Source organism: Sorangium sp. So ce327 (assembly GCF_051530205.1).
Classification (GTDB): Bacteria; Myxococcota_A; Polyangia; order Polyangiales; family Polyangiaceae; genus Sorangium; species Sorangium cellulosum_B.
Window position 1 is genome coordinate 94,511 of the sequence record NZ_CP150330.1, and the last position, 23,720, is coordinate 118,230.

Consider the following 23,720-nt stretch of genomic DNA (forward strand, 5'->3'; position numbering starts at 1 on the left):
AAGAGGCTTGCCATGGGAACTTTCTGTCGACGTCGTAGATGATAGGGTGTTCGTCTACATGCATTGCCCTCGGATCGGGCGGATGAATGCTGGCCATGCACTGGACGACGTTTCATGTGTTTTGCGGACACAGCGCCAGCGGCGTCCGTTCGCGTCGCTGGCGCCGGTCATGTGAAGTGACGGGGCCGCGCTACGCATCCTCCAGCGGAGGCGGCGCGTGGGGCCGGTTGAACTCGGAGTCCCCCATGAACCGCGTTGACCACGGCGCCGGTCTCTCGCCGTTGCCAAACGAGAGCACCGAACCGCAGAACGGGTCGCCCGTGCCCTCCGTGGACGGCGCGCTCCAGCGAGAGGATCGGTCCGCCCAGCCGTAGTTCACGTCCAGGGGAAGGGGCATGAAGACCCGGCGCTGCCTGTCGGCGAGCGCGCGAGAGGGTCACGTGGCGCGCGCGGGCTGCGAGGCCTCGAGCCGCGCCTTTTCAGCGAGCAGCAGCTCGGTGAACGCCGCGATGAACATGCGCCTGGCGAGCGAGCCGAGCGGCTTGCCGATGAGCGGCAGCGGGATGTCGAAGCGCGATGTCCAGTCGATCTCCGTGCCCTCGCCGCGCGGGGTGAAGCGGAGACGCGAGCCCTGGTGCCGGAGCGGCTGCGTGCTCTCGATGATCTGGTAGTCGAACGAGGACGGCCGCTCGAAGGCCGTGATCTCCTCGACGTAGCGGATCCGCTTCCCGACTCGCACCTCGCGGAGGGCGCCGAGGCCGTTGTGCTCGGTGAGCCCTGGCCGGATGACCTTCGTGTGGGTGCCGTCCCCGGAGCGCAGGAAGCGTTCGTGGTCAGCCACCGCATCGAAAACCCGCTCGACCGGGGCGTGGATGTAGACGTTGACGTGGACCTCTTGCATGCGGCGACCATCGCACGACGACCTCGCCGAGCGAGCACGCAGGCGCGGTCTGCCGAGCGAGGGCGGGGTGGGGGCGGGTGAGCGGAGAGTTCGCTGGTGGGCTTCGAGATCCGTTCCTGTTGAATGTGGCGGCGTCGCGCTGAGCTCAACCAGGGGCGATCGTTGGTCTCCGGTCGTCGGCTCAACCTCGGTCGTCGGCTCAACCTGGGTGCGGTCGATGCAGCTGGACGAGCTCAACCATGGTGCAGTCGACGACGTCGGTCGGCGGCTCAACCTCAGTCGGCGGCTCACGGTCGGCGGCTCAACCTGGGTGCGGTCGACGACGTCGGTCGGCGGCTCAACCTGGGTGCGGTCGACGCAGCTGGGCGAGCTCAACCTGGGTGCGGTCGACTGTGTGAGTGTGTGTCAATGTGAGACATGCTTTCCTTGATGCCTTGCCAACCGACTGGGATCCTCACATAAGGTGAGTGAATGCTCACTCACCAATCCGGAGGCGGTCTATGACAGAAGCTGTGGATGCGCTGGTCGTCGGTGGAGGTCCGACGGGGTTGACGATGGCCGGAGAGCTTGCTCGGCGCCGGCTCACCGTGCGGATCGTGGACAAGGCATTGGAACCGCCGCCGGATCACTCGCGAGCGCTCGTGGTGCAGACGCGGACGATGGAGATCTTCACCAGCATGGGGATCGCAGACGCCGCGCTGGCGCACGCCACGCGCGTCGGAGGGCTCAACGTCCTCCTCTCGAACGGCCAGCGCGCACGCTTGCCGATCTTCGACTTCCCGGAGCTCTCCACGCCCGTTCCTGGCATCTTCGTCATCCAGCAGTTCGACACCGAGCGCGTCCTCGGATCGCGGCTCTCGGAGCTGGGCGTGACGGTCGAGCGCGGCGTCGAGCTCGCCTCCTATACCCAGGACAGCGCCGGCGTCACATGCACGCTCCGCAGGGTCGACGGGAACACCGAGGTGGTGCGCGCGAAGTGGCTCCTCGGTTGCGACGGCGCGCGCAGCGCCGTCCGCCAGGGCGCAGACATCGCCTTCGAGGGCGACACCTACGACGATCACTGCATGCTCGGCGATCTCGTCATCGACTGGCCGCTGCCGGACGGCGACATCTATATCAGCCCTTCGCGCCGGGGCCTCGCAGCGGCCTTCCCCGTGCCCGGAAGCCACCGGTTCCGGATCGTCCTTATCCTGCCCGAAGCGTCGCCGGCGCGCGGCGCGTCGCTCTCGCTCGAGGAGTTCGAAGGCGTGATGCGCTCGATGATCCCCACGCCGTTCAAGATACAGAAGGCGATCGTCCTCTCGCGCTACCGGCTGCACCACCGCGTCGCAACGCGGCTGCGCGAGGGGCGCGTGTTCCTCGCCGGCGACGCGGCGCACATCCACAGCCCGGCCGGCGGGCAGGGGATGAACACCGGAATCCAGGACGCGTACAACCTGGCGTGGAAGCTCGCGGCCGTCGAGCAGGGCAAGATGCCAGCGTGGCTGCTCGACACCTACGAGATGGAGCGGCTGCCCGTCGCGCGCCGGCTGATCGACTTCACAGACCGCCTCTTCGGGCTCATGGCCGGACACGGTCCCATGGGCCGGGCGCTGCGCCTCGTCGCGCCGCGCCTGATGACCCGCGCCATCGGCGTCGCTGCCGTGCAACGCCGGATCCTGGGGTTCGTCTCGCAGCTCAAGATCCGATACCGGAAGAGCCCGCTGTCCATCCAGATCGGCCACCCGCCGGAGCGCGGGCCCCGCGCCGGAGATCGCGCGCCGGACGCCTCGCTGCGCAGCGCGGCGGGACAGCAGGTCCACCTGTTCGAGCTGATGCGCGGCGTCGACTCCACGCTGCTGCTCTTCACCGGTCCACCCCAGGGCAGCGCGAACACCGAGGCGCACGGGCACGTCCGGCGGCTCGCCGCGGAGCTCAGCCGGCCGGGCCTCAAGGTGCTGGTCATCGGCGCGCCCGAGGCCGGAGGGTACGCAGATCCGGACGGGCGCGCCCACGCGGCGTACGGCGCCGAGGCGGCAGCCGCCGTCCTCGTCCGGCCGGACGGCTACGTCGGCGTGCGCTGCGACCCGCTCGACGAGCGCGAGCTCAGGCAGACGCTCGACCGGCTCTTCACCCGCAGGGCCGAGGCCGCCTAGCGCGCGCCGGCCGCAGCGCGCCCGAGCCGCCGCGCGGCGCTGCTAGAAGTCGAGGAGAGAGGACACAGATGAGCCGACGCCCGCGCCCGAACGACACGTTGACCGAGGCGCAGAAGAAGATCGTCGACGCTGCGGTGGCCGCCTTCGCCGAGCAGGGCTTCCACGGGACCGCGACCAAGGAGATCGCGCGGCGCGCAGGGGTCGCCGAGGCGACGATCTTCAAGTACTTCCCGAGCAAGCGGGACCTCCTCCTGTGCGTCATCGGTCCCGCCGTCGAACGGCTCGTCGGGCCCGCGCTGGCGCGGTCCATGGACCCGCTCTTCGACGCGACGTACCCGACCTTCGAGGCGTTCTTGCGGGCGCTCCTCGCCGAGCGCATCGCCTTCGTGCGCGCGCACCCGCAGCTGGTGCGCATCCTCGCGCAGGAGCTGCCGTTCGACGCCGAGCTGCGGCTCGGCATCGCCGGCAGGGTGTTCGCGCCGCTCCTCGAGAAGGGGATCACCTTGATCGAGCACTTCCAGCGCGAAGGGCAGATCGTCGGGTGGCCGCCGCCCCTCGTCCTCCGCTGCGTCGCCTCGACGTTCGTGGGGTACATCGTCCACCGCGTGTACATCGCTCCCGATGCGGCGTGGGACGACGAGGCGGAGATCGAGCGGGTCATCACCTTCGTGATCCGCGGCCTCTCGCCTCGCGAGCCCGCGTGACCCCGTGCGTGGGTGTGGAGGCCGCGCGGGCGCGCGGCGGCTCAGCTCGTCGTCAGGAGCGAGCGGAGCTGCGACGGCGACACCTGGTAGTCCTTGCCGCAATAATCGCAGCGGATGTCGAGGACCTTCCCGTCCGTGACCATCTCCTCGATGTCGCTCCGCGGCAGGCTCGCCAGCGTGGCCATCACCCGGAGCTCGCTGCAGCGACAGCTGAAGCTGAGCGGCGAGTCCTCGAGCCGTGAGAACGGCATGCCGTAAAGCAGCTCCCCGAGCAGCACGTCCGCCGAGGCTCCCTCGTGCGCGAGCACGTCGTCGAGGCGCTCGAAGTCCTTGAGCCGCTCGGTCATCACCATGAGCGGACCGCGCTCGACCTCCGGGAGCAGCTGCACGAGGTAGCCGCCGGAAGCGCCGACGCCGTCCTCGCCGATCAGCGTCGCCACCGCGATCATCGAGACGACCTGCTCCGATTCCTGCATGTACGTCATCAGGCCCGCGGAGATGCCGCCCTCGGTCGGGATCTCGACGACACCCTGGTGGAGCATGCCGCTCGGCAGCGTGCGCATGACCTGCAGCAGCGACCCGTCGCCGATCTCCACCGCGCTCTCCGCCGTGGCCCCCTTGCCCAGGTTGACGAGGCCGCGGCTCGTGCCGTCCGGGTGCGAGTCGGCCACCAGGCTCCCGTTACCGGCCGCGCCCTTGACGATCGCCTGGACCCGCAGGTTCGGCGCCATCGCCTCGCGCACGAGGATGGCGCCGGTGATCAGCTCTCCCAGCCGCTGCGCGGTCGCGCCGGTCGCAGATTGCACCGCGACGGCCCCCCGCACGGTCTCGGTGGTCAGCGCCGTGATGACGCGAAAAGCGCCATCCATCGTGATGGCGCGGACGACGGAATCAGAAGGTCGGGGCAAGATGCACTCTCCCGTGGGGAAACATCGTTAGGCCACGGACGGCCGATGGCAACCCGCGGCGCATCGGTCGCCGCAGGCGGAGGCGCCCCACAGGCGGGCGCGCCTCGCATAAAAGCACAGTTATTCCGTTGGCTTGTAGCACAGGCGCCCCCTCCTGCGCGGCGCGGGGGGCGCGGCGCGGGGGGGAGAGCTCAGCTGCGCCGGCGGCGCCGGTGCAGCACGGCGGCGCAGGCGCCGGCCGCGAGCAAGGCCCACGGCGCCGAGCGGCTGCCGTCGCCCTCCGCGCCCACCGTGCAGGCGCAGCCGCCGCCTTCCACCACGATGCCCTCACCGGGGAGCGGCTCGGTGCACGGGCCGATCGTGTCGTCGGGGTTGCGGCAACCCGGGACGCACTCCTTCGTCTCCTCGTCACACACCATCCCTGCGCCGCAAGCGCTGTCCTGCTCGCACTGCGCGGGCTGATCGTCCGCGGGGTTGTTCGGATCGCGCTCGCCCTCGTCGACCACCCCGTCGTGGTCCGTATCCTCCTCGCCGTCGCTCGCTCCGCCGCCGTCGGTGTCGGCCTGCGTCGGCGAGGTCGTCGTCTCCCCGTCGTCGCCGTCCGGCACGCAGGTGGCCGCGTCGGCGTCGGTGTCCTCGTGCGAGCAGCCCTTGCCCAGCTCGGTCCCATCGAGGAGCCCGTCCCCGTCGCTGTCGGGATCGAGCGCGTTGATCTTCCCGTCCTCGTCCGTGTCGACGCCGGGCTCGACCTCCTCGCCGTCGAGCGCGCCGTCGTCGTCGCTGTCGGCGTCGTCCGGATCGGTGCCGAGCGCCGTCTCCTCGCTGTTCGAGAGGCCGTCGCCGTCGCGATCGCCGAGATCGTCCCCGGCGTCGTTCGGATCGGTCTCGCCCTCGTCGACCTTACCGTCGTGGTTCAGGTCCTCATCGCCGTCGCTCTGGCCGCCGCGGTCCGTGTCGGGATTCACCACGCTCGTCGTGGTGGTCCCGCCGTCGGCGTCGGGCGTGCAGCTCTCGGCGGCGGCATTGGTGTCCGCGTCCGCGCAGTCCTTCCCGGCCTCGGTGCCGTCGAAGAGCCCGTCGCCGTCGCTGTCCGCGTCCAGGACGTCGGGCTGGTCGTCGCCGTTGCCGTCGTCGCTGGGGTTCGGCTCCTCGCCGTCGAGCAGGCCGTCGTCGTCGCTGTCGCGATCTTCCGGATCCGAACCGAGGAACACCTCGAGATCGTCGCTCAGCCCGTCGTCGTCTCCGTCGGCGTTCTGGCTGTCGTCGGCGCCGTTGCCGGCGGTCGGGTCGGTCTCGCCGGCCTCGAGCGCGCCGTTCAGGTTGGCGTCCTCGGAGCCGTCGGTCGCGCCGCCCCGGTCGGTGTCACGGCTCAGCGCCGACGTGGTCGTGGCCCCGCTGTCCCCGTCCGCCGTGCAGTGCTTGGCGTCCGCGTCGGTGCCGGGGCCGTCGCAGGCGAGGCCGAGCTCGGTCCCGTCGTAGAGGCCGTCGTCGTCGCTGTCCACGTCGAGGGGGTGGATGAGCCCATCGCCGTCCGCGTCGTCCGACGGGTTCGGCTCCTGCCCGTCCTGCACGCCGTCGTCGTCCGAGTCCGCGTCGTCCGGGTCCGTGCCCAGCGTCTCCTCGAGGTCGTCGCTCAGCCCGTCCTCGTCCTCGTCGTCGTTGTCGCCGTCGTCGTCGCCGCTCCCGCGGGTCGGTTCCGTCTCGCCGTTGTCCGCGACGCCGTTCAGGTTGGCGTCCTCGGAGCCGTCGCTCGCGCCGCCGTCGTCCGTGTCCGCGTCGAGCGGCGACGTCTTCGTGGCGCCGGCGTCCCCGTCCGGGACGCAGTGCCGCGACGGCGCGGTGCCAGGGCCGTCGCAGGCGAGGCCGAGCTCGGTCCCGTCGAAGAGGCCGTCGTTGTCGCTGTCGACGTCGAGCGCGTTGAGGAGCCCGTCGCCGTCCGTATCGTCCGCCGGGTTCGGCTCGAGCCCGTCGCGGACGCCGTCTCCGTCGGTGTCGGCGTCGTTCGGGTCCGTGCCGAGCGAGACCTCGAGATCATCGCTCAGCCCGTCGTCGTCGGTGTCCGTGTTCTGCGGATCGTCGTCTCCGTGACCGGAACGGGGGTCGGTCTCGCCCGCGTCGAGCGCGCCGTTCAGGTTGACGTCCTCGGAGCCGTCGCTCGCGCCGCCGCGATCCGTGTCGGCCTCGAGCGGCGACGTCCTCGTGGCGCCCGCGTCGCCGTCGGCAGCGCAGTTGCCCGCCGTCGCGTCGGTGCCCGGGCCGTCGCAGCCGAGCCCGAGCTCGGTCCCGTCGAAGAGGCCGTCGTTGTCGCTGTCGACGTCGAGCGGGTTGATCAGCCCGTCGCCGTCGTTGTCGTCCGTCGGGTTCGGCTCGTCGCCGTCGCGCACGCCGTCGTCGTCGCTGTCGGCGTCGTTCGGATCGGTGCCGAGCGTCCTCTCGAGATCGTCGCCGAGCCCGTCGCTGTCGGCGTCGGCGCGCTGGTCGTCGGCGCCGTGCCCGGCCGCCGGGTCGCTCTCGCCCGCGTCGAGCACGCCGTTCAGGTTCGCGTCCTCGGAGCCGTCGAGCACGCCGCCGTTGTCGGTGTCCGCGTCGAGCGGGTCGGTCGTCGTCGCTCCGGCGTCGCCGTCGGGCACGCAGTGCCCCGCCAGCGCGTCCGTCCCCGGACCGTCGCAGTCCGTCAAGCCGATCTCCGTCGCGTCGAACAGCCCGTCGTCGTCGCTGTCGACGTCCCGCGCGTTGACGAGGCCATCGCCGTCGGTGTCGCGATCCCAGAGCTGCTCGTCGCCGTCGCTCACGCCGTCGTCGTCCGTGTCGGCGTCGTTCGGGTCCGTGCCAGCGAAGCTCTCGTCGCCGTCGCTCAGCCCGTCGCCGTCGCTGTCGACGAGGATCTCCGTGGGCGGCGTGCCCGGCTCCGCGCCGTTGCCGTCCGTCGGGTAGTCCTGGGCCGCGCCTCCCTCGGGGCTCTGCCCGGTGATGATGGCCTGGTTCGCGATCTCGCCGTCCGTGCCCGGATCGATGGTCACGCGGAACCGCACCGTCGTGGTCTCGCTGACGCCGAGCGACCCGCCCTGGGCCGCGTCGGCGCCGTCGCCGAGCCGGACGCGGATCGTCCGCGTGCCGGCGACGTACTCGCCCTCGTCGTCGCCGGGCGCGTCGGTCACGCCGCCCATGTTCGGGCCCGAGGCGATCTCGAGCGAGCCCGGCACGAAGGTGACGCCGGCGGGCAGCGGGTCGTTCAGCACGACCGCCGCGGCGTTGTCGTCCCCGGTGTTGGCGACGAGGATCGTGTATTCGAGCGTGTCGCCAGGCGTCACGCCGCCGCCGTTGAGGTCGAGGACCGACTTGGTCGACGTGGAGAGATCCGGGAGGCGCGTCGGCACCGACGTGATGAGGCCGCCGAGCAGGTAGCTGTCGGCGCCGTCGACGGCCGCTCCGACGTTGGCCTCCGTGTCGCCGGCCATGAGCAGGTTGGCCGGCACCTGCGTCACGTCGATGTCGATGCCGCTCATGCTCAGCGGCCCGCCGGTGAGCCTCGGCAGATCGCCCGCCGAGGACATCGGCGCGCCGAGGAACGAACGGGAGCTGTTGAAGAAGTTGTTCGCCGGGTTCTGCGCGTCGAACAGCGCGGTCCCGTTCCACTCGAGCGCGTCGCCGGTCGAGCTGTCGCCGTCGTACCCGATGACGCCGAGCTTCGCCTGGCCCCCGCCCGAGGGGACGACGAACCCCGAGATCCTCCAGCCGACCGTCGCGCCGTCGATCACCTGATCCAGCCCGTCGAAGACGGCGAGGTTCCGCGCGGGCGCGGTCGTCAGCTCGTAGAGCACGACCATCCACCAGCCGGCGAACGCGATCTGCTGGCTCACGCTGTCCAGATCGGTCCCGTTGGAGATCCCGCTCAGGCGATACGCTCCCGCGCCGCGCGTCTGCACGATCGACGTGACGTTGGCGACCGTCTGGGCGTGGGCGAGGCCCAAGATCTCCGTCTGGCCCGAGATCGTACCGGTCACGCTCGAAGAGAAACCGCCAGGCCGATCCAGGGTCACGGTGAGATCGGCCGAGGTGCCGCTGTCGCGGCTCACCGTCCAGTAGAGGTACGCGTGGGTCACCCGAGCGCCCGTGGGGAGGCTGAGGACCGCGGTGCTGCGGGCGGCCGCGGGATCGACGGTGTTGTTCGCCTCGGCCTGGCCGGCGAGGGGGCTGTCGCCCCGCCAGTAGATATCGGGCGCGGAGTCCGCCAGCGTCGCGGTCGTGCCGCACGTCCCGACCGTGCCCACCAGCGGCGCGGGCGTGGACGACGCGCAGTCGTGCGCGAGCGTGTTGCCGATGAGGACGAAATCACCCCGCTGCGCCACCTGGACCCGCCGCACCGGAGCCGCGCTCGCGGTCCCGGAGAGCGCCCCGAGCAGCGCGGCGCTGGTGAGCCCCGTGAATGCCAATCGCTTTGCCATCGACGCCTCCAGCCTAGGGCTGCTTCTTTTCCTTCTCGATGATGTTGAACTGGACGCGCCGGTTCTTCTGGCGACCCACCTCGGTCTTGTTCTCCGCGATCGGGACGTCGGGGCCGTAGCCCTTCGCCTGCAGGCGCTGGGCCGTGATGCCGCGCTCGACGAGCGCCTTCAGCACCGACTCCGCGCGGGCCTGGCTCAGCTTCGTGTTGAACTGGCGCGTGCCGCGGTCGTCCGTGTGGCCCTGGACCTCGATCTTGAGGATCTCCGGGTGGTCCTTGAGCACGCCGGCGACCTCGTCGAGCAGCTCGTTGCTCACCGGACGGATGGTCGCCTTGCCGATGTCGAACTGCACCTGCTGCAGGATGACGATCTCGGTCTCGGTCACCCGGACCGCGACCGGGCACCCGTGCTGCGTCGGATCTTCGTTGGGCTTGCCCTTCTCGTTCGGGCAGGCGTCCTTGTCGTCGCGGATGCCGTCGCCGTCGGTGTCGCCCGGGCAGCCGTTCGTGGCCGGGTCGGTCGTGATGAGGCCGGGCAGATCCGGGCAGGCGTCCGACGCGTCGGGGACCTTGTCGCCGTCGCGATCGGGCGGCGGCGGGCACCCGTGCTGCTTCGGGTCGTCGTTCGGCGGGCCGGCCTGATCCGGGCAGGCGTCGACGTCGTCCGTGATGCCGTCCTTGTCGCGGTCCCCAGGCGGCGGGCAGCCGTTCTTCTTCGGGTCCGGCGAGGCGACGCCGGCCACGGCGGGGCAGGCGTCGACCGCGTCGAGGATGCCGTCGTGGTCCGCGTCCTTGGGCGGCGGACAGCCGTTCTTCGTGCGATCCGGGCTGCGGACGCCCGGGGTGTGCGGGCACGCGTCGTCCACGTCGGCGATGCCGTCGGCGTCCTGGTCCTGCACGGGCGGCTTCACCTCGGGCGAGTAGGCGACCATGGCCACGGCGCGGAACGAGGGCGTGCCGACGCCGGGGGTGAGGCCCGGGCCCACGCCGAGCCCGGCCTCGAAGTCGTCCGCGAAGCGGTAGCGCCCGCCGAGCAGGGCTTCGAGGTTGGTCGTGCGCTGCTGGACGTCGGTGACCGTGATCGCGCCGGTGATCTCAGGGCCGATCTGCAGGCGTCGCTCGTCGTCGAGCAGCAGCCCGACGCCGGCGCCCCAGTGCACCGTCATCCCCTGCTCGACATTGGCGAACTGCCTCGTGGACCGGAACTCCGGCCCCGCGGCGAGCGACCACACCGCGCGATCCAGGTGGCCGCCGAGGATGAGCTGCGGACCGCCGCGCACGCTGCCGTCGCCCGAATACGCCTCGGGGTCGCCGGTCGGCAGCCACACGTAGCCGCCGAGGGCGAGCTGGAAAGGATCGAAGTAGCCGCCCAGGAGCGTCGCGCGCGCGCCGAGCCGGAGATCCCCGAGGGCGCTGCTGGTCGGCGGAGGCAGCAAGGCGCCGGAGGCGGCGCCGCCGTCGCCCGACTGGAGCGCGATGGGCAGATCGACGTTCACCGTGAGGCGCTCCCACAGAGCGAGCGAGGCGCTCAGGTGGAGCAGGAGCTGGCTGCCGACGACCTTGCCGTCGCCGATGTCCTCGTTCCCCGACAACCGCCGCAACACGAGCGGATCCTGGGCGTAATCGCCGAGGAGCATGATGTGGGGTGCGGCGCTTCCTGCCGTGTAGGCGGACTGGACTCCGAACATCCTGTCGCCGGCGGGTGCAGGCTGGAACCTGTCGAGCGCGAAGCCTTCGGGGCTCTCGGGTTCCTGCGCCTCGGCGTGAGCCGCTGCGCCGAGCAGGCACAGCGCCGCCGCGAGCGCGGCCGTCGGATGGGTCCCCTGTGTACGAGCCGGCATGAACGAGGTCGCCTCCCTGCGCGAAGGAACAGCAAGCACCCGGAGTATCGACCGAAACGGCGGCGGCGTTCAACGTTTCACGAGGTTTTTGGGCGCGCGCCGGCCGATCGGGCCAGCTCGGGCGCGGCGCCCTGCGGCGCGGCGCGAGCCGGCGTCCGGAGTTTCCTGCGCGGAAGGTCAGGCCCGATGGCGTCGTGAGTCGGCGGTGTGTCACGTCGCACGGCAGGGTTGCTACCAGAGAGCGGCAGCGGTAGAGCGGCCACCTGACGCCGCGGCACGCACGGCTTGCGGTGCTCGTTCAGGAGGGACCATGTCACGCGAACCCAAGAGTTTCGACAACCTCCTCGGCGGCAACGCCAAGGGTTTGAGCGACCTGCAGCTCAAGGCGCACTTCACGCTGTACCAGGGCTACGTGAAGAAGCTCAACGAGATCCGGGAGCAGCTTGGCAACGCCGACCGCAGCGCGCCGAACTACTCGTACAACGCGTACAGCGAGCTGAAGCGCCGCGAGCCCGTCGCCTTCAACGGCACGGTGCTCCACGAGCTGTACTTCGAGAACCTCGGCAGCGGCGCGACGCGGCCGGGCGCCCAGTCGAAGAAGCTCATCGAGGCGTCGTTCGGCAGCTTCGACGCCTGGCTGGCCGACACGAAGGCGGCGCTCCTGAGCGCGCACGGCTGGACGGTGCTCGTGTACGACTACCAGGAGCAGAAGCTCTTCAATAACCTCGTCCGGACCGAGCACGATGTCGGTCTGTTCGCGAACACGCATATCATGGTCGCCATCGACGCCTGGGAGCACGCGTACTTTGCGGACTACCAGACCAAGAAGGCGGACTACGTGGCCAACGTGCTCTCGGGCCTGAACTGGGACGTGATCGAGGCGCGCCTCGCGCAGATCGGGCCGCCCGCTCAGCAGGGTTGATTCGTTCCACGGCGGGGGCACGCGCCCCCGCCGGCGAGTTCGGCGCTCCCGCGCCACGCGACGACCCCCTTCCCCTCGGGCCGGACTGCCCGGAGACGCGGCTTTCCAGATCTTGCCTCGCCCCCAGTGCCCCGCCCGCGTTCGTCCTGTAGACTGGGCGCGGCGATGAGCAAGGCCGAGTCGAGCACCCGCGCCGCCGGGGAAGAGAGCCTCATCTACGTGCGCCGGATCCACCGGCGCGACCTGAACCGGGTCTGGGAATTCCTCAAGAAGGTGTTCCGCGACGTGAACCGGGAGACGGTCGAATACCAGCGGCCTCGCTCGAAGAAGCGGTTCCTCGAGGTCTACGAAGAAGAAGGGGTCGAACAGCTCCTCTTCGAGGTCCGGGCGGCGCATGGTCAGGAGATCGTCGGCTACGCGGAGTGCGCCTTCGAGATCACCGGGACCGATAACTGGATGAACGAGCGCTACTTCACGAAGCACGACATGCGCCCGCTCTTCGTCGAGGAGCTCGCGGTCCACCCCGAGTACCAGGGCCGCGGCGTCGGCGCCTTCATGCTCGAGCAGCTCGAGCACCTCGCGCGCATCCACGGCTGCACCCACCTCGTGCTGGAGGTGGCCGAGAACAACGACGGCGCCCTCAAGTTCTACCGGAAGCGCAGCTTCTACCGGCTCGACGCCGCGATCTTCATGGCGAAGAAGGTCGCTGTCGACGCGGAGCTCCTGCCGCCTCGGGCGCTCAAGAAGCCCCGCAACCCGGAGGCGCTCGGCGCGCCCGCGAAGCCGAAGCGAGCGCCGCGGCGGACGCTGAAGGCGCGCGGCGGCGAGAAGAGGTCGAGCGCCCCGCCGCCGGCGTCGCGCCCGCAGCCGGCGTCGCGCCCAGAGGGCCCCGCGACGGACGAGGCGATCGATCCGCTCGAAGAGGCGGAGAACGACGGCGGCGGCGACCCGCCGTGAGCCCTAGCGCGGCGAGGCGCGCTCGCCACGGCGGGTCAGGGCGGGGTCAGACCGTGCCGTGCTGGCGCAGGGTCGCCGGCAAGGACAGCGCGTGATCGATGCAGGCGCGGATGTCGTCGAAGCTCGACAGGCCGTACCAGAACACCGTCCAGTTCTCGTTGCGGTAGCTGCCCTCGGCCTGCTGGAAATACCAGGGGTTGATCTCGTTGCCGTTCCGGGCGCGCCAGAACAGCTTCGGGTTCTCGCTCTTCATCCGCGTCCAGAGCGAGCCGCCGATCCCCACGCCCTGCGCCTCCGAGGTCACCGCGAACTTGTCGAGGTACGGAGTGAGCGGGGCCCTCCCGCCCGGATCGAGCGTGAGGATCGCCGTCGCCCGGTAGGAGTCGGACAGGTAGATGCGATAGAAAGGCTTCTTGTCGAAGTAGTGCTCGTCGAGCTTCCGCTCGAAGCACGCCTCGAGCAGATCGCGAAGCCGGCCGCGGTCGATGCCGTCCAGCGTGTCGTGCCGGAGGATCCGCTCGCCGCGGCGGACGAGCGTGCCAGAGCCCGTGTGCGTGAAGAGCTCCTTCGCCAGGTGATCGGGCGATGTGATCGAGACCGAGGAGGTCGCCGGCAGCCCGTCGAGCAGGAGCTTGATCTCCTGCAGCTTGAGGCGCATGCCGTCGTTCAGCGAGGGCTGGGCCATGAGGCCCGCGAAATCCTCCTCGAGGTTGATGGCCGAGATGATGCGCCCGTGCTCGTCGAGGAGGCCACCGGTGCTCGTGAGGAAGATCATCTTGAACGGCTGCGTCGCGAGCGCGAGCTCGCGCGCTGCGACGTCGGCGTTGATGTTGAGGATCTGCCCGCCCGGCGTCTCCCCGAGGCAGGCCAGGATCGGCAGGTGCCCGGCGCGGAGGCTGGACCTCACCGCTTCGACGTGGACGCGCTCCACCTTGCCCACCAGCCCGAGGCGCGGCTCGTCGAGCAGCGACGCCTCGAAGACGCCCGCCGTGATCGGCCGCGTGCGCGTGCCCATCTCCTCGAGCGCCTCGACGAGCCGCAGGTTCTCGCGGAGGAAGACGCGGCGGGCGATCTCCAGGATGCGGGGCGTCGTGACGCGCAGGCCATTGACCCGCTCCGTCGGGATGCCCGCCTGGGCGAGCGCCCGATCGAGCTGCGGCCCGGCGCCATGGATGACGACGGGATACAGCCCGACCTGGTTGAGGAACACGAGCGAGGTCGCGAGCGCCTCGAGGTCCTCGTCGAGGATGGCGCCGCCGACCTTGATGATCGCAAACTTCTGCTGATCGACGGCCGCGTACTGCTTCAGGTACTGCTCGACCTCCTTGCGGCTGCCGAGGTTCCTGAGCAGGCGGACGATGACGTCTTGCGTCGAACCCATCGTTGTCACCACCCGTTGGCCAGCACGTCCATCACGGCCTTCTGGACATGCAGCCGATTCTCTGCCTCGTCGATGACCATCGATGCTGGCGAGTCGATCACCGCGTCCGTGACCTTCACGTTGCGCCGGACCGGAAGGCAGTGGGAGAAGAGCCCCCCCGCGGTGAGCGCCATCTTCTGCTCATCGACGATGAAGTGCTTGTTCTTGTCGCGGATGGGCTTCTCCTGCTCCCAGCGCCCGAAGTACGGAATCGCGCCCCAGCTCTTCGCGTACACGACGTGGGCGCCCTCGTAGGCGGACTTGATGTCGTAGGTGATCGAGAGCTTCTGCCCGTTGCCCTCGGCGCTCTTCCTGGCGGCGTCGAGGTAGCGCTCGTCGAGGTGGTACTCCTCGCTGGGGCACAGGAGGGTGACGTCCATGCCGAGCTTGGACGCGATGAGGACGGCCGAGTTGGCGACCGCGGTGTTGAGCGGGCGCGGGTGATACGTCCAGGTGAGGACGAACTTCTTGCCGTCGAGGCGGCCGAGGCGCTCCTTCATGGCGAGCGCGAGCGCGAGCTCCTGGCAGGGGTGGGTGATGGTCTCCAGGTTGATGACCGGCACGGTGGCGTGGCGGGCGAAGCCCTGGAGCACCTTGTCCTGGCGATCGTCCTCCCAGCGCTGGAACTTGGGGAACGCGCGCACGCCGATGAGATCGGCGTAGCGGGAGAGCACGCGGGCGACCTCCTGGATGTGCTCCTCCGGCTCGCCATCCATCGCGATGCCTTCCTCGAACTCGATGGGCCAGGCGCTCCGGCCAGGCTCGAGCACGACGGCGTGGCCGCCGAGCTCCCGGATGCCGACGTCGAAGGAGGTGCGCGTCCGCAGCGATGGGTTGAAGAAGACGAGCGCGATGGTGCGGTCCTTGAGGCGCGGCTCGATCGGCCGCCGCTTGAAGCGCTGCGCGCGCTCGAGGAGGCCCTCGATCTCTGCGCGGGTGTAGTCCATCGTGGTCAGGAAGTGCCGCATCGGATGCCTCCTCGTGTGAACGGCGCGGAGCGGGCACTCGCATTAGGAGCAAGCCTGGCGGTGATGTCAACGCTGCTCGCGCCGCGCGGCGCGCGGGCGATTCAAGGGGGCGGCCCTTCGCCTCCGGCGAGCGGGGACCGCTGCGCGATGCGACGAGAAACCGGTGAGCGTGGTTCGCTTCGAGGACATGTCGGGAGCGGGAACCGACGCCGGTGGCGGGCACGGTCTCGTGCCGGCCCCACCACCCGCTGGACGAGCTCCTCGGCAGTGGCGAGGACACCAGGATTGCAGGTGCTGATTTCAGGAACGAAAGGAGTACGCAGGTCCCCTAGGGAAAGACTCGCGGAAATCGGGGGTGCAACCCTTGGCCTGCATCCTGCTAAACAAGTAGGGCAGAGCGCCCGTGACGGTTTCCCCCCCCACCGTCGAATGGGCGCTCTTTTTTTGTGCTTTGGTGGTGGGGTGGCGTGAAGGAGCGGCTGTTCCTGTGACGCTGGTCGTGATCCTCACGGTGCGGTGCGATGCGCTCGACGCGTTCCGCGCGTACGAGAGGAGGGCCGCGGCGGTGATGGCGCGGTACGGCGGCGCGATCGAGCGGACCGTGGTGACCGCGCCCGACGGCGGTGGGCTCACCCTGAAGGAGATCCACCTCGTCACGTTTCCGGACGAACAGGCCTTCTCGGCATATCGCGGCGACGCCGAGCTCGGGGAGGTGGCGCACCTGCGGAGCGCGTCGGTCGTTCATACCGAGATCCTGCGCGGGGAAGAGGGACCGGACTACCACGTCGCCCCTGTCTGACCGGCGCAGCGGTGGGGCGCCGCATCACGTTCCGAGGACGGCGCCGCTCTCCGCTTGCGCGGGCGGTTCTGCGATGCACGCGGTGGCGACGCGCCGGAACCCGACCCGCTCATAGACGCGCGCGACGCGGTCGTTCTGCGCGGACAGGAACACGGTGCGGAGCCCGGCGTCCAGCGCATGGCGGGCCAGAACCGCGGTGACCGCGGCGGCGAGGCCGCGCCCCCGGGCCGCCGGCAGCGTCCCCACGCCGACGACCTCGGCGACGTCCCGCGCGTGCTGGTAGCTGCCGGTGCAGAGCGGACCGGCGAGCGCTCCTTCGCGGCCCCGAGCGGCCGCGTGCACCAGCGTCCCCTCGATCAGCGACGCGTGCCACGCGGCCGCCTGTCCGGCCGGGAGCACGGCCGCGGCGGCCTCCCGCTCGGCCGGTCCCGCAGGACCGACCGCGGTGTCGAGCGCGCCGAAGGCGACGGGCGCGACGGCCTGCACGGCGGCGAGATCCGGGTCCTGGGCGGTGATGATCGAGAGCGAGACGTCCTCCGGCAAAGGCGTCTGGCGGGGCTCGCCGCAGAGCACGAGCAGCGGGCAGCGCCGGACATGCAGGCCGGCGGCCTCGGCCGTGGCGTCGAGCCCAGGGGTGGTCTCCAGCACCCACTCGAACGCCTCCGGGATCGAGAGCTCCCGCTGACGCGCGCGCACGGCGGCCACGTCTTCGACCGATACGGGGCCGGGATGGCCGAGGGCGGGGCGGGCGTAGTAGGGCCAGCCGTCGCCGCGGCGAACGAAGAGGGTCAGCGGTCCGTGATCCTCTGCGTCGGCGCACCAGCGAGGGACGGCATCGTAAAACCGCTCGATGGCGGCGAGGAGGGCACTCACGGGCCGCGATTGTGTCACCGGATGCGCTCCGGTGCGAGGAACACCGGGCTCCTCGGAAGAGGCCCTTGGGTGCCGGCGTCGAGCGGCGCCGGCGCCCGCCGTACATCGCGCGTCCAGGGGGCCGGCGCCCGCCGTCCGGGTGTAGACTCGCCTCATGCACCGACGTGGCTTTGGCGCGACGTGCGCCGCCCTCGCGCTCGCGACGCTCTACTCCATCGGCTGCGGGTCCTCGCCAGCTCGGCTGTCGTCTGGGGCCGCCGCCCCGGTCGAGGTCGTGCTTCCGCCCTCGCGCCCTGGCGCGCCCGAGCCCAAGCACGCGGCGGATGAGCCGGAGTCCCGGAGGGACGAGACACAGCGCCTGCCCTTCGTGGGCACGTGGGTCAGCGAGGATGACGGCTCGCTCATCGAGCTGAGCGCGACGAGCTTCCACCACCGCTTTCCGTACATGGGAGCTCCGCGTGACCTCTACGCGCGCGTCACCTCGTACAACACCGAGCGTGGCCACATCGCGCTCGAGTACACCCGCATCCTGCAGGATGGAGTCGAGGAGTCCATCGAGGAGCCCGTCGTGTACATGCGCTACGAGATCCGCGACGGCGACCTGTACAAGCACGTCGACGCCGAGGATTTTCCCACCACCGTGGACGACGAGCGGTACGTGCGGACCCCCGGCCGGCGGTGAGCGCCCGTCGGACCCCGGCGTCCACGGCCCGCTGCGTGACATGTCACGGTCCGCTGCGTGACATGTCACGGCCCGCTGCGTGACATGTCACGCCCTTGCGGCCGCTCGCGCGGGCAGCGCTCCGGCTTCTTGGCGTGGCGCGAGGAGCTCGCTTCGGGCTGCATTTCCCGTGTCGAGGAGCGGTACCGGTCCGGCTTCGAGGCTCGGTGATGACGTTGAAGCAGAGGGGGCCGGGCTGGCATCTCTCTTGCGATGTGCCCCTGCGGCGACGATGAGCCGGGCGAGGGAATGCGCTGCTGAAGAGGCGATTCGCCTCCACACCTCCGGCTGGGCGAACCAGCGCATCATGAACTCCGCGGTCCCTCGCTGAACGTCGAGACGCCGTACTCATACGCTTTACACATGGAGAGTGGCACGATGAGCCGAGCTTATGCCGTGGTGGGGTGTCTATTCGCTTCGATGGTCGCGATGGCCGCCACGGGTTGCGCCGTGGAGATGCAGGACGATCAGGTCGACGGGGTCGATTCGCTCGATGAGGACGTCGCTGAGGTGGAGCAGGCGTACAGCGAGGCGACGTGCGCTACCGTCGCGCCGGTGACGACCTACATCGGTGGCTACAACTACACCTCGCCGCAGACGTACACCACGACGGCCTGCTACAAGAGCCTGGCGGTCGACGTCGTCGGCTACGAGGCCGGTTTCACTCCGGCGCCCGGCCCCAACCACGAGCTGAATACGTACGTGGATTGGGCGGACACCCTGCCGACGGACCCGGAGGCGTGCCGCGATCTGTTCATGGCGGCCACCCTGTACTACGAGGATGACGGGGTGATGGTCCCCGTGGAGATGGCGCAGAGACGCGGCAACTACGTCGCCGGCAGCGGCTGCAACGTTGGCATCAGTCACGGACTCAAGTTCTATACGCCCATGGTGGCCACCCACAGCTACCGCGTCGTCGCCACTGCCCGAACCGGCAATGGCAGCGGCTTTCCGACGCGGAAGTTCAGGATCCGTTCGGTGTGGGAGCCGAACTGAGCCGCCGAGCGCAGGCGCGTGACCCTGGCGCACTCCGGTAGCGACGTTTGTCGGCGGCTACAACTATACCTCGCCGCAGACGTACACCACGACGGGCTGCTACAAGAGCGAGGCGGTCGACGTCGTCAACTACGAGACCGGTCTTCCTGGGACGCCAAGTCCCGGCCTTCGGCTGGCGACGTCCGTGGAGCGGGCGGACGCCGTGCCGACGAATGAAGCGGATTGGCCAAGCTCACCAAACCGCAGGCCGCCTTCGCGAAGGCCCTCGCGGAGCGGGACGCCCTCCTGCCCGAATGGTCCAAGGCGCTCAGGACGCTGAGGAGGCACGCGGCGGCAGCGTGGGACGAGGACGACGGGACCTACAAGGCCCTGTTCGCGCCGCTGGGCGCCGTCCAGGCGCCGAAGAAGCGGCGGGCCAAGACGAAGCCCGCCGAGGCTCCCGTGGCAGCGCCGGCCTGAGGCCCCCGGCTCACCTGTCGCCGCTCTCGTCCCGCTCCGGCTCGTCGTCGTCCAGGAGCGGCGCCACCTCGGCCCAGAGCGCATCCAGATCGAGCTCCAGCCCGTCGAGCCCTGGTACGCGCACCCTCCCTTCCGAGGCGGGCAACCGCTGCACGTAGTACCCGTCGGGGCCGAGCTCGAACAGCTCGAAGAGCTGCGCGTCCGGATCCACGAGCCAGTACCAGCGCACCCCGAAGCGGGCGTACTCGAGGGTCTTCTCCATCCGATCGCGTCGCACGTCACGCGGCCGCTGCGAGAGCACCTCGACCACCACGGTCGGGGGGATCCGGGAGAGCGCATCGCGGCCGCGGAGAGGCGCGCCCGGGGCGTACATGCACACGTCGGCCTTGCGCCCGCGTCGCGCCGACACGCCGAGCTTGTACTCCGAGCCGAACACCCAGCCGCCCCGCGGTCGGGCCCATCCGCGCAGCACCTCGATCAGCCAGCTCACCACCGCTTCGTGCAGCGTCGTCGGCGCCTCTTCCTCCACGAGACGACCGTCCAGGAGCTCACCCGGCTGGTCCTCCTCCAGGTCGGCCCACTGCTCCAGCGTCATCGGCTCAGGTCGGAGGATCTCCGCTGTCGCTGTCGAACCCATGGCACCCATCGTACCACCGCACGGGCTTCCCGCGACGCGCCACCCACGGGCCTTCCTCTGCGTCCGGCAGCGCCCCTCACACCCTGAGCACCACCCCTCTCGCCCTCTCGCCCGTCGCCTCCGCGATGGCCTGCACGTAAAGCCGCACCTGCGCCTCCTGCGCCGCGTGCGCCGTGCCCGCGTCGGAGCCGGTCTTGAAATCGACCACGGTCCAGATCCCCACGTCTCCCACGCTCTCGCGGAACGAGAGGTCGACGATGCCCTCGGCGATCGTCCCGTCCTCGAGCCGCAGGAGCAGCGGCGTCTCCCGCTCGCACGCGCCGCGGGCCGCGCTCTCCGCTGCGCGCCGGAGCAGCGGGTGATCGAGCGCCGCGACCGCCGCGGCGACCGCCGCGTCGAGCTCCTCGGCCGGCGCCCCGAGCAGCCTCGCCTGCGCTGCCGCCACCGTCCTTACCTCGTCCTCGCCCGCCCGGAGATCCACCTCGGCAAGCACCGCGTGCACCAGCGTCCCGAACCGCTTGCCGTAGGGCCGCCCCTCGCGCGCGATCTCCGTCTGCTCGAACGAGATCACCGGCAGCGCGTCCGCCCGCTCTCTCCGCGTCGCCCCGCCGCCGATGGGCTGCGCGCCCGCCGCCGCTGCCGCCGCCGCTTCCGCCGCCTCGTGGCTGATCTCCGTCGCGGTCTTCACGCGGACCGCCGCCACCGCGCCGTCCAGGATCGCCCGCTGCCGCGCCTCCAGCCACACCTCGTGCCCGCGCTGTCCGAGCTCTCCTGCGATCACGGCGCTCGACGTCGCCCCGGCGCTTCCGATGATCCCGGCGCCCGCGGCCGCCGCGCCGCCCGCGGCCGCCGCGCCGCCCGCGTCCGCCTGCAGGATCCGCTGCTGGCGCAGCCCCGCCTCCGGCTCGCGATCCAGGTCGAGCGCCCCCGGATCCCACCACACGACGCGGTGCGATCCGGCCATCGGCGCGTGCTCCCCCGGCGCGACCGCGTCCCGCTCGTCGGCCTCGCACCGCGCCGGGCGCTCCAGCACCGTGTCGGTCCCGAACGGAGGGCAGCCGAGGTCCTCGCAACGTCGAGGGCTCCGTCGCTCGCGCGGCGCCGGGTAGAGCACCGGGTGCAGCACGTCGAGCCAGCCGTCGCTCGTGCCGTCGCCCGGGCGCGCGTCGCCCACCGCGGGCACCACCAAGAGCTCGCGCGCGCGCGTCGCCGCCACGTACGCGAGCCGCACCGCCTCCTCGCGATCGCGGCGCAGCACTTCCTCGCGGCGCTCGACGAGCTCCGCGGGCACGCAGCCGGCGATCGGCTCCGCCCACAGGCCGAGCTCCGGATCCACGTGCCGCGACGGGAGCTGGTGCGCCGCCGGCGACGCCGGATCGGCCAGGATCACCACAGGGAACTCGAGCCCCTTGGCCCGGTGCACCGTCATGATCCGCACGCCCTCCGTCCCCTCCTCGACGACCGGCGCCTCGGCGACCTCACCCCGCTCGGCGTCCAGCTCGAGCCGCTCCACGAACGCGCGGAACGACGTCGCGCCGGCCGCCTCGAAGCGCCGCCCGAGATCCATCACCCGCAGCACGTTCGCGAGCGCTTGCTCCCCCGTCGGCCAGATCGCGATGCCCGCGTGCGCGCGCGTCTCGTCGAGGAGCCCGCCGAGGGTGTCCGCGATCGGCCGCCGGTTGCGCTCGCGGTGCAGCCGCCCGAGCACCGCGAGCGCCTCGGCGACCTCCCGGAGCGGCCGCGCCCCGCCCTCCACCGCGAGATCGAGCGCCCCGTCGTCCGGCGGTTGAAACAGCGGGTGCAAGCGCCGGAAGCGGTCGCGGTAGAGCAGGAGCACGTCGTCCGTCAGCGCGAAGAGGGGCCCGCGCAGCGTCGCGTAGACGCTGAGCTCGTCGTCCGGCCACTCGATCGCGAGCAGCGCGCTCCGCACGGCCATCACCTCCTCGCGATCGTGGAACGACCGTCCGCCCACGAGCACGTGCGGGATCCGCCGCGCCTCGAGCGCCCGCACGTAGGCGCGGGTCGCGTCCTCCCCGAACGTCTGGAACCGCTTGAACAAAAGACAGATGTGCCGCGCCTCGAGCGGCACCCGCTGGCCCGGGCGCTCGCGCTCCGTCACCGTCCAGCGCCGCGCGCCGCCACCGTCCAGCGCCGCGCCGCCGTGGATGAGGTGGTGGACGAAGGCGCCCACCGCGTCCGGGATCGACTGCCGCACACGGAAATCGGAGATCTTGCCGAAGTCGCCGTAGGGCCGCGGCACCGGGAGCGCGATGACCGTCGGCTGCTCCGGCGGATCATCCCGGAACCGCTCGAGCGCGACGTACCGCGCCTGGGTCGCCGCGCGCTCGCCCTCCGCGGTGCCTCCCTGCATCAGCGGCGCGAACGCCGCGTTGACGGCCTCCTGGATCGACGGGGCGCTGCGGAAGCTCGTCGACAGGTACAGGACGCTCGCGCCGCACGCGACGAGCCGGGCCTTGGTCGCCTCGTAGAGCGCGACCTCGGCGCGGCGGAAGCGGTAGATCGACTGCTTCGGATCGCCGACAACGAAGAGCTTGCCGGGCACCGGGCGCGCCCGCGTCCAGTCGGCCTCGGAGAGGTCGTCGGCCGCGAGCAGGAGCAGGATCTCCGCCTGGAGCGGGTCGGTGTCCTGGAACTCGTCGACGAAGAGGTGCGAGAAGCGGAGGTTGAGCTCCTCGCGCACGCCGCGGCTCGAGCGGAGGAGGTCCCGGGCGCAGAGCAGCAGGTCGAGGAAGTCGAGCTTGCCGGCGCGGGCCTTGAGCGCGTCGTACGCCTCGATCGGCGGCCGGAGCTCGCGCGAGAGGCAGGCCGCGAGATCGGCGCTCGCGGCCGTGAGCACGGCGTCGAGCTCGACCTTCACGCGGTCGCGCTGCGCGAGCACCTCGGCGCGCGTGAGATCCCCGCCGAACGCCTTGCCTGAGCCCTTCCAGCGCCATTCCTTCCAGCGCGCGACGTCGCCGAGCTCGGCCTCCAGGCCGTCGTGGTCGCGCCCGCCCGTCACCTCCTCGCGGCGGCGGAGCTCGGCGAGGTAGCGGTCGAGGTTCCGGAGGCTCTGCGCGAGGTAGTCGCCCTCCCGGTCGGCCTCGGCGCCCAGGTCGGCGAGCGCCGCGAGGCGGTCCAGGATCTCGTCGATCGCGCGCTCGCGGTCGAACGGATCGCGCCGCCAGGGGCGCGTGAAGTCGCGGTGCTCGGCGAGCTTGAACGCCGCGCTCCGGAGCAGGTCGCGCGGGCCCTGCGCGCCGTCGCGCGGGCGCCGGCGCAGGATCCGGCGTACGCCCTCGGGCGGGTCGTTCAGGGTGCGCTGGAACCAGGCGTCGAAGGCCTGGTCGAAGAGCGCCTCGGCCTGATCCGCGGCCGCGACCTGGAACAGCGGGTCGACGCGCGCCTCGACCGGCCACTCGCGCAGGAGGTCGGCGCAGAAGGAGTGGATGGTCCCGATGCGCGCCGCCTCCAGGTGCGCGAGCGCCTCGTCGAGCCGCGCGCGCTCCGCCGGGCCGGCGCCCGGGTCGCTGCGCGCCCGCTCGATCTCGGCCCGGAGGCGCAGCTTCATCTCGCCGGCCGCCTTCTCCGTGAAGGTCACCGCGACGATGCGATCGAGCGTCCCGCCGCCCTCCTCGGGCGCCCTCCGCAGCACGGCGACGATCCGCGACACGAGCGCGGTGGTCTTGCCGGTGCCCGCGGCGGCCTCGACGACGAGCGTCGTCCGCAGATCGTCGCGGATGCGGCGGCGGGCGGGCTCATCCGCGAGCTCCCGCGCGCCGCGCGATCGGACCGCGTCGGCGGTCACGCGCGCCTCCGCGCGGGCTCGAGGCGCTGCCCGGGGGCGCGCGGCAGGAGCGCGCCGGCCAGGCTCGGGGAGGGGAGGAGGACGTGCCGCACTGGGTCGCGTGGGGAGGCTGTCGGGGGAGTAAGGTGGCGCAGATCGGCGTGGAAGGAAACGCTGCCGTGCCCGGCGGAAGGCGGTCCGTTTTTCCGGACGGGCTCATGTAACCCCTGAGCGTGGATGTTCTTGTGCTA

At 71.2% G+C, this 23,720-nt stretch carries 18 protein-coding genes; 8 read left to right on the top strand and 10 right to left on the bottom strand.

Annotated features, from left to right (window positions below):
* Positions 1-190 precede the first annotated feature (190 nt).
* Positions 191-397, bottom strand: coding sequence for a hypothetical protein (locus WME95_RS00375; RefSeq protein ID WP_437906420.1), 207 nt, complete (start codon positions 395-397; stop codon positions 191-193).
* A gap of 39 nt (positions 398-436) precedes the next feature.
* Positions 437-901 (bottom strand): SRPBCC family protein, encoded by a 465-nt coding sequence (locus WME95_RS00380; RefSeq protein ID WP_437906421.1) that lies wholly within the window; start codon positions 899-901, stop codon positions 437-439.
* Positions 902-1,401: 500 nt separating this feature from the next.
* On the opposite strand from WME95_RS00380, the gene WME95_RS00385 reads away from it, so the two are divergent.
* Positions 1,402-3,036, top strand: a complete 1,635-nt coding sequence (locus tag WME95_RS00385) for an FAD-dependent monooxygenase (protein ID WP_437906422.1) — start codon at positions 1,402-1,404, stop codon at positions 3,034-3,036.
* Positions 3,037-3,104: 68 nt separating this feature from the next.
* A complete protein-coding gene (locus tag WME95_RS00390; RefSeq protein ID WP_437906423.1) occupies positions 3,105-3,740 on the top strand; it encodes a TetR/AcrR family transcriptional regulator in 636 nt (211 codons plus the stop codon).
* Between the two features lie 41 nt (positions 3,741-3,781).
* Here the strand turns inward: WME95_RS00390 and WME95_RS00395 are convergent, their stop codons facing one another.
* The 3 genes from WME95_RS00395 to WME95_RS00405 all read right to left on the bottom strand — a co-directional run bounded on the left by WME95_RS00395 (position 3,782) and on the right by WME95_RS00405 (position 10,933).
* The gene (locus WME95_RS00395) at positions 3,782-4,648 is read right to left on the bottom strand and encodes an Hsp33 family molecular chaperone HslO (protein WP_437906424.1); all 867 of its coding nucleotides are present in this window, start codon (positions 4,646-4,648) and stop codon (positions 3,782-3,784) included.
* A gap of 191 nt (positions 4,649-4,839) precedes the next feature.
* On the bottom strand, positions 4,840-9,093 hold the full coding sequence (locus WME95_RS00400; RefSeq protein ID WP_437906425.1) for a hypothetical protein: 4,254 nt from the start codon (positions 9,091-9,093) through the stop codon (positions 4,840-4,842).
* A gap of 13 nt (positions 9,094-9,106) precedes the next feature.
* Positions 9,107-10,933: an OmpA family protein gene (locus WME95_RS00405; protein ID WP_437906426.1), complete on the bottom strand. Its 1,827-nt coding sequence runs from the start codon at positions 10,931-10,933 to the stop codon at positions 9,107-9,109.
* A 310-nt stretch (positions 10,934-11,243) separates the two neighbouring features.
* On the opposite strand from WME95_RS00405, the gene WME95_RS00410 reads away from it, so the two are divergent.
* Both WME95_RS00410 and WME95_RS00415 read left to right on the top strand, forming a co-directional pair.
* On the top strand, positions 11,244-11,855 hold the full coding sequence (locus WME95_RS00410) for a superoxide dismutase (protein WP_437715012.1): 612 nt from the start codon (positions 11,244-11,246) through the stop codon (positions 11,853-11,855).
* A 165-nt stretch (positions 11,856-12,020) separates the two neighbouring features.
* Positions 12,021-12,812 (top strand): GNAT family N-acetyltransferase, encoded by a 792-nt coding sequence (locus tag WME95_RS00415; protein WP_437548522.1) that lies wholly within the window; start codon positions 12,021-12,023, stop codon positions 12,810-12,812.
* A 46-nt stretch (positions 12,813-12,858) separates the two neighbouring features.
* Here WME95_RS00415 and WME95_RS00420 read toward each other — a convergent pair whose 3' ends face one another.
* Both WME95_RS00420 and WME95_RS00425 read right to left on the bottom strand, forming a co-directional pair.
* A complete protein-coding gene (locus tag WME95_RS00420; protein ID WP_437906427.1) occupies positions 12,859-14,193 on the bottom strand; it encodes an acetylglutamate kinase in 1,335 nt (444 codons plus the stop codon).
* A gap of 5 nt (positions 14,194-14,198) precedes the next feature.
* The gene (locus tag WME95_RS00425; RefSeq protein ID WP_437548526.1) at positions 14,199-15,200 is read right to left on the bottom strand and encodes an N-acetylornithine carbamoyltransferase; all 1,002 of its coding nucleotides are present in this window, start codon (positions 15,198-15,200) and stop codon (positions 14,199-14,201) included.
* Positions 15,201-15,687: 487 nt separating this feature from the next.
* On the opposite strand from WME95_RS00425, the gene WME95_RS00430 reads away from it, so the two are divergent.
* Positions 15,688-15,999 (top strand): hypothetical protein, encoded by a 312-nt coding sequence (locus WME95_RS00430; RefSeq protein WP_437906428.1) that lies wholly within the window; start codon positions 15,688-15,690, stop codon positions 15,997-15,999.
* A gap of 24 nt (positions 16,000-16,023) precedes the next feature.
* Here the strand turns inward: WME95_RS00430 and WME95_RS00435 are convergent, their stop codons facing one another.
* Positions 16,024-16,872 (bottom strand): GNAT family N-acetyltransferase, encoded by an 849-nt coding sequence (locus tag WME95_RS00435; protein WP_437906429.1) that lies wholly within the window; start codon positions 16,870-16,872, stop codon positions 16,024-16,026.
* A 154-nt stretch (positions 16,873-17,026) separates the two neighbouring features.
* On the opposite strand from WME95_RS00435, the gene WME95_RS00440 reads away from it, so the two are divergent.
* From WME95_RS00440 to WME95_RS00450, 3 genes are all read left to right on the top strand, one after another.
* Positions 17,027-17,554: a hypothetical protein gene (locus WME95_RS00440; protein ID WP_437906430.1), complete on the top strand. Its 528-nt coding sequence runs from the start codon at positions 17,027-17,029 to the stop codon at positions 17,552-17,554.
* 417 nt (positions 17,555-17,971) lie between these two features.
* On the top strand, positions 17,972-18,589 hold the full coding sequence (locus tag WME95_RS00445; RefSeq protein WP_437906431.1) for a hypothetical protein: 618 nt from the start codon (positions 17,972-17,974) through the stop codon (positions 18,587-18,589).
* Positions 18,590-18,811: 222 nt separating this feature from the next.
* The gene (locus WME95_RS00450) at positions 18,812-19,048 is read left to right on the top strand and encodes a hypothetical protein (protein ID WP_437906432.1); all 237 of its coding nucleotides are present in this window, start codon (positions 18,812-18,814) and stop codon (positions 19,046-19,048) included.
* Between the two features lie 10 nt (positions 19,049-19,058).
* Here WME95_RS00450 and WME95_RS00455 read toward each other — a convergent pair whose 3' ends face one another.
* Both WME95_RS00455 and WME95_RS00460 read right to left on the bottom strand, forming a co-directional pair.
* Complete coding sequence (locus WME95_RS00455; RefSeq protein WP_437906433.1) at positions 19,059-19,685, bottom strand: Uma2 family endonuclease; 627 nt, start codon at positions 19,683-19,685, stop codon at positions 19,059-19,061.
* 76 nt (positions 19,686-19,761) lie between these two features.
* The gene (locus tag WME95_RS00460) at positions 19,762-23,490 is read right to left on the bottom strand and encodes a UvrD-helicase domain-containing protein (protein ID WP_437906434.1); all 3,729 of its coding nucleotides are present in this window, start codon (positions 23,488-23,490) and stop codon (positions 19,762-19,764) included.
* Positions 23,491-23,720 lie beyond the last annotated feature (230 nt).